An 11,643-nucleotide genomic window follows, 5' to 3' on the forward strand; every position below is an offset into this window, starting at 1 on the left:
TTTGCTTGATGCTGGCTCAGCGACTCACTGACAGGTTGTCGATCAGACGGGTGGTGCCCAGGAAGGCTGCCACCAGCAGGGTAATGTCGGTGTCTTCGGTGCTGGCCGGCTTCAGGGTTTGGCTATTAACGATGTTGAAATAGTCCGGTCGCAAGCCGGCCTCGGCGAGGCGGTTGCGAGCTTCCTCCTCCAGGGTCTGGAAGTCCGAGCGGCCTCCGGTCAATTCACGGGCGGTAGCTTGCAGGGTCTGATAAACCACCGGGGCGATTTTGCGTTCGCTCGCTGTCAGGTAACCGTTTCGGGAGCTCTTGGCCAGGCCGTCGTCTTCCCGGATGGTGGGCGCGCCCACGACTTCCACCGGTAGCATCAGATCGCGGACCAGTTTCCGGATTACCGCGAGTTGCTGGAAGTCCTTTTCGCCAAACACTGCGACGTCCGGCTGAACCATGTTCAGGAGCATGGTGACAACCGTCGCCACACCCTCGAAATGACCTGGGCGGCTGGCGCCACAATGACCGTCGCTGACTTCCGGAACCACCACCTGGGTCTGCAAGGCCAGCCCTTCGGGATAGACCTCTTCCACACCGGGGGCGAACACCAGGGTGTTGCCGGCCGCTTCCAGCTGCTCCTGATCTTCCGTCAGTGTGCGCGGGTAGGTGTCCAGATCTTCGCCAGCCCCGAACTGCATCGGGTTTACGAAAATGCTGGTGACCACCACGTCCGCCGCTTCCGCGGCTTTGCGCACGAGCGATATGTGACCCTCGTGGAGGTTGCCCATGGTCGGCACCAGGCCAATGGTTTTGCCCTGGCGTCGATAGCCGCGGAGGATGGTGCGAAGTTCTTTCAGGGAATGTACGGTTCTCATGCCTTGAACGTATGCTCCTCGGCGGGGAAAGTTCGCGCGCGCACAGCGCTCACGTAGGCCTCAATGGCCTCCTGGACGGAATTGGTCTCCGCCAGGAAGTTCTTCACAAATCGGGGTTTGCGCCCGGTGGTGACACCCAGCATATCGTGCAGGACCAGCACCTGGCCGTCGGTATCGGCGCCGGCACCAATACCGATGACGGGCGCCTTGACGGCCTGGGTGATGCGGGCGGCCAGGGGCGCGGGTACGCACTCAAGCAGAATCAGGTCGGCGCCGGCCGCTTCCAGTTCGCAGGCGTGCTCGATCATCATTTCCGCTGCTTTCTCATTGCGGCCCTGCACCTTGTAGCCACCAAACTTGTTGACGAACTGAGGGGTCAGGCCCAGGTGTGCGCACACGGGTACACCGCGCTCGCTCAGGGCGTGGATGGTGTCTTTCATCCAGTCGGTGCCTTCGAGCTTGACCAGGTGAGCGCCGGCACGCATCAGTTCGGCAGCATTTTCCAGGGCTGCGTCCACGGTGCCGTAAGTCATGAACGGCATGTCGGCCATGATCAAGGCGCCGGCATTACCCTTGGCGACGCAACTGGTGTGATAAACCATCTGGTCCATGGTGACCGGCAGGGTGCTATCGTGGCCCTGCAACACCATGCCCAGGGAGTCTCCGATCAGGATGACATCGACACCCGCTTCACTGACCACCTGGGCAAAGGTGGCATCGTATGAGGTCAGGACGGAAAAGGCTTCGCCCTTTTGTTTGTATTCCCGAAGGGTATTGATGGTAACAGCCATAAAATCCTTGCCTTGTGGGTGGATGGGCCAAGACCGGGCCGGGGTCTGCCGGCGTTCAGTGCTAAGGGTAATCCGGGGCTATGTCTGAGGCAATAGTAGCACGGCCGTGATTAGGCCGGTGCAGTCAGTGCCTGGCCGGAGGTTGCTCGAAGTTAGTGTGAGTGCGGCTTGAGTGCGACTTGAGAGTGGCTCAAGACGGAGCGAAGGGCTCCCGTGCCACCGGCGGCAGCTTGCGCAGCTCGTTGTCAGGGCAATGCTGGCGCAGCTCCTTGACGGTGCGGCCGTCGGGGAGGGTCAGTGCGGGCTCAAGATCCAGCAGGGGCTGAAGTACAAAATCCCGGTTCGGTAGTTCTTTGTGGGGGACGGTCAGACGCTCGTCAGCCAGGGTCTGATTGCCAAAAACCAGCAGGTCCAGATCCAGTGTTCTCGGGCCCCAGTGCCGGAGTCGCTCACGGCCATGACGCTGCTCGATGGTCTGCAGGTGGTCAAGCAGCTCGTGGGCGCCCAGGGTGGTGCGCAGCCAGACCGCGCCGTTAACGAAGTCCGGCTGATCCTGCGGGCCAACCGGGCGGCTGGCGTAAAAGGGCGACTGCGCCACCAGTACTGAATCCGGCAGGCCGGCCAGGGCGGCAACTGCCTGAGCCAGCTGTGCAGCCGGGTTCTCAAGGTTGCTGCCGAGGCCAATAAAGGCGTCCGTGGTCATTACTCGGCGGGGCGCTTGGTGGGAGGCTTACGCCGACGCTTGCGCTTCTTGGGAGCGTCGCTGCCCAGCTCGGTCAGCATGCGCTCCTGGCCGCGTTCATCGGTTTTCTGGAAATCGGTCCACCATTGACCGAGACCGGGTTCGATTTCGCCCGCCGCTTCGCGTACCAGCAGGAAGTCATAGGCGGCCCGGAATCTGGGATGGCTCATAGCGGCAAAAGCGCGCTTGCCCTGACGACGGGGAAGGCGCATCTGCATTTCCCAGATCTCTTTCATCGGTCCGGAGAAACGCTTGGGGATGGACGTGGCCTGAACCTGACGCCCAATGACCTTACCGATGGCGCCGTGCAGGGCCGGTTGAACCGGGTCGCCGTTGTCTTGACGTTGGGTCCATTCAGCCTGCAGGGCCGGCCAGAGCATGGCGGCAAACAGGAAGTAAGGCGTCACCGACTTGCCCTGGGCGATGCGGGCATCAGTATTGCGCAGGGCCTGACGGATAAGCTCATCCGACTCGCCGTTATTGATCGCCCGCACGGTCTCGGGGAACAGTGGCGCCAGCAGGTTATAGCGGCTCAACAGATCGTAAGTCGCTTCGCCCTGGCCAGCCGAGAACAGCTTGAGCACTTCCTCGAACAGGCGAGCGGGCGGAATGTGAGTGAGCAGGGGCGCGAGCTCCCGGATCGGGGCCTCGGTGTCCGGCTCAATGTCAAAATCAAGCTTGGCGGCAAAGCGGATGGCTCGCAGCATGCGCACCGGATCTTCCCGGTACCGGGTTTCGGGGTCGCCAATCAGCCGGAGCTGGCGGTTGCGCAGATCCTCGACGCCATCGGCGAAATCGATCACGGTGAAGTCGCGGATGCAGTAGTAAAGAGCATTAACCGTGAAATCCCGGCGCAGGGCGTCTTCTTCCTGGCTGCCGTAGACGTTGTCACGCAATAGCAGGCCGTGCTCGGAGGTTTTGCGATCGTCGTCCGGCGCGTCGTCTTCGGCTTCGCCGGCGTTGCCGCGGAACGTGGTCACCTCAATGACCTCGCGGCCAAACACCACGTGCACGATGCGGAAACGGCGGCCAATCAGCCGGGAGTTACGGAACAGCTCGTGCACCTCTTCTGGCGTCGCGTTGGTCGCGATGTCGAAGTCTTTGGGCACGCCGCCGAGCAGTATATCGCGCACGCCGCCGCCAACGAGATAGGCCTCGAAGCCGGCTTTGTTCAGCCGGTTGAGAACCTTCTTGGCAGGTTCACTGATGGCCGAGCGGGAAACATTGTGCTGGTCGCGCGGAATTTCCCGACGCTGATAGGGGCGGAGCTTCTTTTTCCCGGTGCCGGGAATAAAGGAACGGAGTTTTTCGACGAGTCGTTTAGGCATTTAAATCCGTGGTTGCGAAGAGCAAAAACCGAGAGTTTAACGGTTTGTGCAGGATTTGCCCACGTTTGACTGGGAATGAGGCACTGAAAGGTGGTTGGTCCAGATAATCAAAAGGCGGATCCGTTTTCACGAATCCGCCCTGAAAGCGTTGACGATCTGCATTGTTTTTGTTGTTACCGGGATTCTTCTTAATTTTTCTACCCCACTGCATGTCCCCAATTCCGGGGGTCAGCGGTGCAAACGGAAAGCTTTGAACACACAGAGCGGTCAGAGACAACGAATGAGATTAGGGCAGGTGCAGTGTCGCCTGGAGGACGATTCTTCTCTACATCTACAACTCACACGTGCCGAGGGACCACTAAAAAGCAAAGTACCCAAAACACTCAGTTCGCTCACGTTCTGTATTTGTTTTTATTACTGAACGCTCTTCTGCAGCTTTTTGTTTTTGTTTTGGCGCTGCGTTGTCACGATTGTTTTTGTTGTCGTGCGCCCTATAGGTTGCAGTCCGTGTGCCAGTTTTTAAAATTTCTTTTTTAACAGTGGCTTACGATTTTATGGGTTGTAAGTGTTACCCCGTACACAGCGAAAGTGTTACTGATGTCTCATTAATTCTGTGGCGAGTGTTACCGGGAGGAACAGGTGGTAACAATGGAGCCTGGATTCATTTTTTTAATTGCCTGAACTTTTCTTGCGCGGAATGCCCAGGCGCTGGCGACGCTCCCACAGGGACTTCCGACTGATACCCAGTTTCTGGGCCAGCTCGGTTTCGCTCATGCGATCCTGGTTTTCCAGGACAAAGTGCTGGAAGTAGTCTTCCAGTGACAGGTCGTTAGAGGAATCGACATCGGTGGCGCGGGTTTGCTCGTTGTTGCCCTCGACCAGCGTTTCCGGGATGTATTCATCGCCAGCTTCGCTGTCCAGGTCGAGCAGTCCCGGTGAGATCACGTCGCCGTCACAAAGGATGGTCGCGCGTTCAATGGCATTCTCAAGCTCGCGCACGTTGCCCGGCCAGCGATGCCGTTCCAGCGCCCGCATGGCTTCCGGGCTCAGGTTGAGCAGTGGCTTGCTCATCTTCTCACCCTGACGTTTCAGGAAGCGTCGGGCCAGGCCCAGGATATCGGCCTGGCGCTCGCGCAGCGGCGGAATCCGGATTTGCATGACGTTGAGACGGTAATACAGATCCTCACGGAATTCGCCGGTGCGGGTCATGGCTTTCAGGTTGCGGTGGGTCGCGGCAATCATTCGAACATTCACGGTCCGGCTCTGGGTGGAGCCGACCTTGCGAATTTCGCTTTCCTGCAGCACCCGCAGCAGGCGGGCCTGGGCCTCTGCCGGCAGTTCGCCAATTTCGTCCAGGAACAGGCTGCCGCCGTCGGCGGCCTCGATCAGGCCGGTCCGTGCCGAAACCGCGCCGGTGAAGGCGCCCTTCTCATGACCGAACAATTCCGACTCAATCAGGCTCTCCGGAATCGCGGCGCAGTTCACTGAGATCAGAGGTTTGGCGGCGCGGGGGCTGAGCAGGTGCAGGGCCCGTGCCGCCAGCTCCTTACCGGTACCCGATTCGCCCTGGATCAGCACGGTGGTTTCGGTCGGTGCGACCTTGCGAATCAGCGTGAAGACGCGCTGCATGGGTTCGCAGTTGCCAAACATGATGTTGGCCGGGTCGCTGTCCTCCGGGCTGGCGTCTGAACCGCCCTGCAGGTCGCCGGTGGTGGCGCCCGGTATCTTCCGGGCCAGGATTTTCTCAACCGCAGCAAGCATTTCATCGTGATCGAACGGCTTGGCGATGTATTCGACCGCGCCCATCTTCATGGAATCGACCGCCGAGCGCAGGCTGGCGTAGCTGGTCATGATCAGTACCGGAGTGTTCGGGGCCCGGTTGATCAGTTCGGTGCCGGGGGCGCCCGGGAGTCGAAGATCAGAGATGATCAGATCAAACTGTTCCGGCTCGTAATTCTGCTCGGCTTCCTCCACCGATGCGGCGTCGGATACCGTATATCCAGCATGCTGGAGCAGTTTACGCACTGCTGAGCGGATAATGTCTTCATCTTCTACGATCAGAATGCGAGGCATAGAGGTTTCATGACCTTTCGTTCTGGCTGACGGTGGTGGTGCCGGTTTCCGGCTCGTAAGCCGGTAGCCTCAGGCGTACACAGGTGCCGGTATTGGTGCCCGGGTTGGCCGGGCTGTCCACCTGGATGTTGCCGTAATGTTCTTCCACGATACTGTACACCAATGACAGGCCCAGTCCGGTGCCTTTGTTCGGGGCTTTGGTGGTGTAAAAGGGTTCGAACACGTGATCAAGCTGATCGGCCGGTATGCCGGAGCCCTCATCGACGACCTCGATGATAGCGGAGTAGCCGTCGCCGTTTCCACTGACCCGGACGGTGCCGCCAATGGGAGAGGCGTCCCGGGCATTGGCCAGCAGGTTAATAAAAACCTGTACGAGGCGTTGTTCATCGCCGAGCACCTGAAGATTCGGAGGGCAGTCGTTTACAAAGTGCACCCCCATGCCCTTGTCGCTCAGCGACAGCAGATTAATAGACTCATCCACGCACCGGTGAATGGTCACCGGCTCATAGCGGTTCGCATGAGCACGGTTGCCGGTGCGGGCGAAATTCATCAGCGATTGCAGGATGGTCGAAATCCGCCGGGTTTGCTGCTGAATCTGATCGGCGGTATCCAGGATGTCCGGGTTGTCCGTTTCCAGCCGCAGATTCTGCGCCAGTGAGGAGATGCCGGTCACCGGGTTGCCGATCTCATGGGCAACCCCAGCGGCTAACCGGCCCACCGAGGCCAGACGCTCGCTGTGCATCAGCTCGTCTTCCAGTTGCCGGGTCTCGGTCTGGTCTTCCACCAGGATGATACTGCCGCCTTCGGTATGATCCGGCCCACTCAGGGCTGCCTTGTGCAGGTTCAGCCAGTGGGGTTTGCCGCGCAGGTCCAGGCGATGTTTGTAGCGATGCAGTTCGTCGCCGTTGTGGAAGTCGTCCAGCAGGATGTGCCAATGCTCGGGCAGGGCCATCAGGCGGGCGCCGACAACATCGTCGGCGGTGATGCCGGTCAGGCTTTCCATGGTGTGGTTCCACATCAGGATTTCGCCGTCCTCGCCCACCGAGCAGGCCGGAATCGGCAGATTCTGCAGAGTCTGCCGATAATGTCGGCGCAGATTGTCCAGCTCGCCGGCAAGCCCCGTCAGCTGGTTCTGGTATTCCCCGAGTGCTCGTTCGACATAACGGATGTCCTGGCCGGTGCCGCCCCGTGTCATGGGCTTGAAGCCCAAGTGCCGTTTTACCATGTCCCGGGCAACTGAGGGCCCAAGCAGGCCGGACAGGTTGACCTCAATCTGATCCCGCAGTCGGCGCAGTTGGTACGGTCGGTACTCCAGCTTGGGCAGTTTCAGTTGCGCCAGAGCCCGTTCAACTTCCCGTTTGGCCACGCCCCGGCCCAGGGGTTCGGCCAATTGTTTGGCGAATTCGGTGGAGGAGGCGGCCAGAAGCTCCCGACGTTGGGGGCGGGAGAGGGCGCCCAGCGAGCAGGCCTGGGCCGCGCTGTTTTCTTCGTTGCTGCTGGTGCTGACCATGGATATCAGCGCGAACACTGCGACATTGGCAGTCAGACTGATGAAGGTAAAGATATGCCAGTTGCTGTAGTCCGGCACCAGCGGAGCACCAAACAGGGCGAGCAAGTTAGTGGTGTGCGCAAATGGCAGCACCAGGGTGACGATCCAGATGGCAAGTCCGACCAACATCCCGGCAATCAGGCCCCGGCGATTGCCTTCGGGCCAGTAGATCACTCCCAGGGCGCCGGGCAGAAGCTGCAGTACACCGGACAGGGAAATGATTCCCAGAATGGACAAATCCAGGTTCTTGCCCAGAGTTTCATGAAACAGCAGGGCCAGGAAAATAATGCCGGCGATCAGTACGCGCTTGATGCTCTGCAGCCAGCGGTAGATGTCGCCCTGGTCCCGAGGGGTTTTGACCGGTAACACCACGTGGTTGAGCACCATCCCGGCCAGGGCCAGGGTGCTGACGATCATCAGGCCGCTGGCGGCCGACAACCCGGCGATGTACATCAGCAGGGTTAGTCCCGGGCTGCCGAGGCTCTGGGCCACGCCGATGGCGTAGAAGCTCGGGCCGGTGGTTACCGCCAGGGCCTGGCCACCCCACAGGATCAGCGGAACCGGCAGGCCGATTAACAGCAGATACAGCGGCAGCCCCCAGCTGGCCTTGGCCAGCGCCTTGGGTGACGGGTTCTCGCTGAATGTCATGTGATACATGTGTGGCAGTACAAGGGCCCCGGCAAACGACATCAGCATCAGAGCTCGCCAGCTGCCATCGTCCACGCTCAGGGTCATGGTGGTGGCCGGCGAGCTGTTGCTGAGCAGCCAGCCTTCGAGGCCGTTCATGCCGCCGAAGACGCCAAACAGGATAACCCCGCCCAATACCAGCATGGCCACCAGCTTGACCAGAGAATCGAAGGCGATGGCCAGCACCAGGCCCTGATGATTGTCGGACTTCTGGTCGCGGCGGGCACCAAACAGCATGGCAAACAGTACCACCGTGATACTGAACATCACGCTAATGGCCTGGGGCGAGGTGTCCGGAGCGAGAATGCTGGCTGAGGTAGTAACCGCCTGAATCTGCATGCTGAGCAGGGCCAGAATGGCACCGCCTGAGCACAGGGTGACCAGGGTGCCGGCCCACTGACTGCGATATCGATAGGCGAACAGGTCGGCCAGCGAGGTTAACTGATAGGCGCGGCCGATGCGCAGCACTGGGTTGAGCAGTACCGGCGCCAGCAGGAAGGCACCACTGATGCCGAGGTAATAGGCGAGAAAGCCGTAACCGGAGTCCGCCGCTACACCGACGGCAGCATAGACCGCCCAGATACCGGCGTAGACACCCAGACTCAGGGTGTAAACCAGCGGATGCCGGACCCAGTGCCGGAGCAAGGTGCCTTTCTCGGTTACCCAGGCAATAGCAAACAGGATCACCAGGTAAAGCAGGCTGGCTGCGAGTAGACTGGCGGCGCTAAAACTCATTGGGATCCCGTCGCCATTCCAGCCAGAAACCGATGGCGATAATACCAGCCCAGATCAAATAGGGGCTGTACCAGGCGTTGCCCGGCGAGGTCCACCAATCGAGGATATTGGGAGAGAAGATGTAAATGGCCAAAACCAACAGGAAGACCAGACGATAGATATACATCAGGCATGCTATCCGCGCTGAGGTTTGTGAACCGCTTTATACCACGGGGTTCACCCAGCTGTCAGGTGGATGGCCTCGCGCCGCCAGTGGCTGGCGCCCCAGTCCAGGATGCTGTCGACTGACGCGCCGGCGAGAGACGCCGGTGGCATCTGGCCCAATGCCACCAGGGCCTGGATCAGATTGTCGGCAGGCTGGTCGTCGTTCAGCGCTGGGGCGTGGGTCTGTTTGCTGAGCTTCTGGCCCTGTTCGTTGACGATGACCGGCACATGCAGCCAGCGCGGCGGGGTGGCGCCCAATGCCCGGTAAATCTGGGTTTGCTGGGCGGTCATGTCGAGTAGATCCGAGCCCCGGACCACATCGGTAATGCCCTGATCAATGTCGTCCACCACTACGGCCAGCTGATAGGCGTAAAAGCCTTCCTTGCGCAGGATAACCGGGTCGTCCAGTTCGGCGCTGACAGTTTGATTCTGGGGGCCTAGCAGCAGATCCTGCCAGTGATTGTGTTCATCGGTGAGGGCAAAGCGAACTGCCGATGGGCGATCGGTGGGGTCAGCTTGACGATCCCGGCAGCTATGAGGGTGTCGGCCGCCGTGTTGCTGGAGCTCCTTGCGAGAGCACACACACCGATAGGCGTCGCTGGTGGTCATCAACAGATCGATGGCTGCCTGATAGGCCTCGTGGCGACGGGACTGGAAACGTACGGCTTCGTCGGAAAACAGGCCATGGGCTTCAAGGCTGTTCAGGATTTGGCCGGTGGCTTCGGCGGGCTCTCGGAGTGGGTCCAGGTCTTCGATACGAACCAGCCATTGGCCGTTGTGGCTGCGGGCCTCCAGATAGCTGGCAAGGGCCGCGACCAGAGAGCCAAAATGCAAAGGGCCGGTGGGTGAGGGCGCGAATCGACCCCGGTAACGTGCTGCAGTCATGCTTGCTCAGTCAGCCGGCGGCTTTTGAAAAGCACGGCCGGCTGCTGCGGGTAGGCTGGCTCAGATGCCAGTCTGGCGCTCGCGAATTTCAGCGAGAGTTTTGCAGTCAATGCACAGGGTCGCTGTCGGCCGTGCTTCCAGGCGACGGATGCCAATTTCGACACCGCACTGATCGCAGAAGCCGTAGTCGTCTTTGTCGATGCGATCAATGGTCTTGTCGATCTTCTTGATCAGTTTACGCTCGCGATCACGGGTCCGCAGTTCCAGGCTGAATTCCTCTTCCTGGGTTGCGCGATCACTGGGATCGGCGTAATTTGCGGCGTCTTCCTGCATGTGGTGCATCGTGCGGTCCACTTCTTCCATCAGCTCCTGTTTCCATTGCAGCAGCAGATTTTTGAAGTGCTCCAGCATGTCAGCACTCATGTACTCTTCACCCTTCTTCATTTCGTAAGGGGTGAAGTTAGTAAAACGTTCGCGTGGTTGTTCTGCAGTGTTTGCCATTGAACCCGGCCTCTTGTTTGTACTTCACAAGAACGCTTTGCTTCCCACCGCTTGAGCCCCCGTGGCTGAGCGATTTAACCCTGGATGAAGCATTCGTCCTGAAACGGGAATTTGCGGAAAATAGCAGATAAGTCACGGGGGTGCCAGCCTTGTGATACCGACTTTTGAATGGAGACCACATGAACTTTCCCGAACCCCTGGTCGAAGGGCGCCTGATTCGCCGTTATAAACGCTTCCTGGCGGACGTGCGTCTGCCGGACGGAAGCGAGGTGACCGCCCACTGTCCGAACACTGGTTCCATGCTGGGCTGCCAGCCCGAGGATGCCCGGGTTTGGCTGAGTCGAAGCGACAATCCCAAACGTAAACTGGCCTATACCTGGGAGCTGGTGGAGACTTCGCCAGGCATGCTGGCCTGCATCAACACCGCGCGTCCCAACGCCCAGGCTCGGGCCGCAGTCGAGAGTCGCGTAGTGGTGGAGCTGGCGGGTTACCCGGAGTGCCGGGCGGAAGTAAAATACGGCGATGAAAAGAGTCGTATCGATCTCCTGCTGACTGGCCACGACCATCAGCCGGACGCCTGGGTGGAAGTGAAAAACGTCACCCTGGCAGAAACTGATCAGGGCTTCTTTCCCGATGCGGTCACTACCCGAGGTCAGAAGCACCTGCGGGAGCTGATGGCCCAGGTGGCCCGGGGAGACCGGGCGGTGTTGTTTTTTGTGGTGAATCACACCGGCATACAGACTGTGCGCCCAGCCGATCACATTGATCCGACCTATGGGCAGTTGCTGCGGGAAGCCTGTGATGCCGGAGTTGAGGTGATTGCCTACCGAGCCGGCCTGGCCACCGATAGCGGCGATCCTTCCGGAAAGATGACGTTGACCGAGTCGGTGCCGGTTATTCTGGAAGTCTGATCTGAATGGCACCGCTCTCAATCCGAAGGTCGAGAGCGGTCAGGGCATCGCCCTGGCAAGGGCCTGCGATGCACTCGCCGGTGCCCGGTTTAAAAAGGGCGCCGTGAGTGGAGCACTGAATGAACAGGTTGTCGGCGTCCATGAACTTGCCGGGCATCCAGTTCAATTCAATGCCCAGATGCGGGCATTGATTAACGTAGGCCTGGGGTTGGCCATCGTGCAATAACAGGAAGCCGGTCAGCGGCATGGCCCCCGGTTCGGGGGCTGGCCGCTGGATGCGAAATTCCACGGGTTGTCCCGGCTGAAGCTCATCCTGCTGGCAAACGGTTTGCCACTGGCCGCTGTCTGGTGCCGTTTTCGCCAAGGTGTTCC

The 11,643-nt window shown here is 59.9% G+C and carries 11 protein-coding genes; 1 reads left to right on the forward strand and 10 read right to left on the reverse strand.

All coding sequences use genetic code 11. The annotated features are described in order from the left end of the window. Window positions 1-16 precede the first annotated feature (16 nt). From panC to dksA, 9 genes are all read right to left on the reverse strand, one after another. Window positions 17-865: a pantoate--beta-alanine ligase gene (gene panC / locus QUE89_RS02680; RefSeq protein WP_286221747.1), complete on the reverse strand. Its 849-nt coding sequence runs from the start codon at window positions 863-865 to the stop codon at window positions 17-19. Beyond that, window positions 862-1,656 (reverse strand): 3-methyl-2-oxobutanoate hydroxymethyltransferase, encoded by a 795-nt coding sequence (gene panB / locus QUE89_RS02685; protein ID WP_286221748.1) that lies wholly within the window; start codon window positions 1,654-1,656, stop codon window positions 862-864. Before panB ends, panC begins: the two co-directional genes overlap by 4 nt. Window positions 1,657-1,846: 190 nt before the next feature. Continuing rightward, window positions 1,847-2,359, reverse strand: a complete 513-nt coding sequence (gene folK / locus QUE89_RS02690; RefSeq protein ID WP_286221749.1) for a 2-amino-4-hydroxy-6-hydroxymethyldihydropteridine diphosphokinase — start codon at window positions 2,357-2,359, stop codon at window positions 1,847-1,849. Next, window positions 2,359-3,726 carry a polynucleotide adenylyltransferase PcnB gene (pcnB, locus tag QUE89_RS02695; RefSeq protein ID WP_286221750.1) on the reverse strand — a complete coding sequence of 456 codons (1,368 nt, stop codon included), beginning with the start codon at window positions 3,724-3,726 and terminating at the stop codon, window positions 2,359-2,361. Before pcnB ends, folK begins: the two co-directional genes overlap by 1 nt. A 669-nt stretch (window positions 3,727-4,395) precedes the next feature. Then, window positions 4,396-5,799: a sigma-54-dependent transcriptional regulator gene (locus QUE89_RS02700; RefSeq protein ID WP_286221751.1), complete on the reverse strand. Its 1,404-nt coding sequence runs from the start codon at window positions 5,797-5,799 to the stop codon at window positions 4,396-4,398. Window positions 5,800-5,806: 7 nt separating this feature from the next. Next, window positions 5,807-8,770 (reverse strand): ATP-binding protein, encoded by a 2,964-nt coding sequence (locus QUE89_RS02705; protein WP_286221752.1) that lies wholly within the window; start codon window positions 8,768-8,770, stop codon window positions 5,807-5,809. Beyond that, window positions 8,760-8,936, reverse strand: a complete 177-nt coding sequence (locus QUE89_RS02710; protein ID WP_041340954.1) for a hypothetical protein — start codon at window positions 8,934-8,936, stop codon at window positions 8,760-8,762. The genes QUE89_RS02705 and QUE89_RS02710 overlap by 11 nt, the downstream gene beginning before the upstream one ends. Before the next feature lie 50 nt (window positions 8,937-8,986). Further along, window positions 8,987-9,859, reverse strand: a complete 873-nt coding sequence (gene gluQRS, locus QUE89_RS02715; RefSeq protein WP_286221753.1) for a tRNA glutamyl-Q(34) synthetase GluQRS — start codon at window positions 9,857-9,859, stop codon at window positions 8,987-8,989. Between the two features lie 60 nt (window positions 9,860-9,919). Then, window positions 9,920-10,360, reverse strand: a complete 441-nt coding sequence (gene dksA, locus QUE89_RS02720; protein WP_138442194.1) for an RNA polymerase-binding protein DksA — start codon at window positions 10,358-10,360, stop codon at window positions 9,920-9,922. A gap of 179 nt (window positions 10,361-10,539) precedes the next feature. Here dksA and sfsA point away from each other — a divergent pair, with 179 nt between their 5' ends. Then, complete coding sequence (gene sfsA, locus QUE89_RS02725; protein ID WP_286221754.1) at window positions 10,540-11,271, forward strand: DNA/RNA nuclease SfsA; 732 nt, start codon at window positions 10,540-10,542, stop codon at window positions 11,269-11,271. Here sfsA and QUE89_RS02730 read toward each other — a convergent pair. Next, a complete protein-coding gene (locus QUE89_RS02730) occupies window positions 11,255-11,635 on the reverse strand; it encodes a Rieske (2Fe-2S) protein (protein ID WP_286221755.1) in 381 nt (126 codons plus the stop codon). The two genes, sfsA and QUE89_RS02730, sit on opposite strands and share 17 nt — an antisense overlap. Window positions 11,636-11,643 lie beyond the last annotated feature (8 nt).

Source organism: Marinobacter sp. LA51, from assembly GCF_030297175.1.
GTDB classification, from domain to species: domain Bacteria; phylum Pseudomonadota; class Gammaproteobacteria; order Pseudomonadales; family Oleiphilaceae; genus Marinobacter; species Marinobacter apostichopi.

Excerpts from the sequence above, each read along its gene's own strand:
- panC (WP_286221747.1), bottom strand. The coding sequence starts at position 865 with ATGAGAACCGTACATTCCCTGAAAGAACTTCGCACCATCCTCCGCGGC.
- panB (WP_286221748.1), bottom strand. The coding sequence starts at position 1,656 with ATGGCTGTTACCATCAATACCCTTCGGGAATACAAACAAAAGGGCGAA.
- folK (WP_286221749.1), bottom strand. The coding sequence starts at position 2,359 with ATGACCACGGACGCCTTTATTGGCCTCGGCAGCAACCTTGAGAACCCG.
- pcnB (WP_286221750.1), bottom strand. The coding sequence starts at position 3,726 with ATGCCTAAACGACTCGTCGAAAAACTCCGTTCCTTTATTCCCGGCACC.
- QUE89_RS02700 (WP_286221751.1), bottom strand. The coding sequence starts at position 5,799 with ATGCCTCGCATTCTGATCGTAGAAGATGAAGACATTATCCGCTCAGCA.
- QUE89_RS02705 (WP_286221752.1), bottom strand. The coding sequence starts at position 8,770 with ATGAGTTTTAGCGCCGCCAGTCTACTCGCAGCCAGCCTGCTTTACCTG.
- QUE89_RS02710 (WP_041340954.1), bottom strand. The coding sequence starts at position 8,936 with ATGTATATCTATCGTCTGGTCTTCCTGTTGGTTTTGGCCATTTACATC.
- gluQRS (WP_286221753.1), bottom strand. The coding sequence starts at position 9,859 with ATGACTGCAGCACGTTACCGGGGTCGATTCGCGCCCTCACCCACCGGC.
- dksA (WP_138442194.1), bottom strand. The coding sequence starts at position 10,360 with ATGGCAAACACTGCAGAACAACCACGCGAACGTTTTACTAACTTCACC.
- sfsA (WP_286221754.1), top strand. The coding sequence starts at position 10,540 with ATGAACTTTCCCGAACCCCTGGTCGAAGGGCGCCTGATTCGCCGTTAT.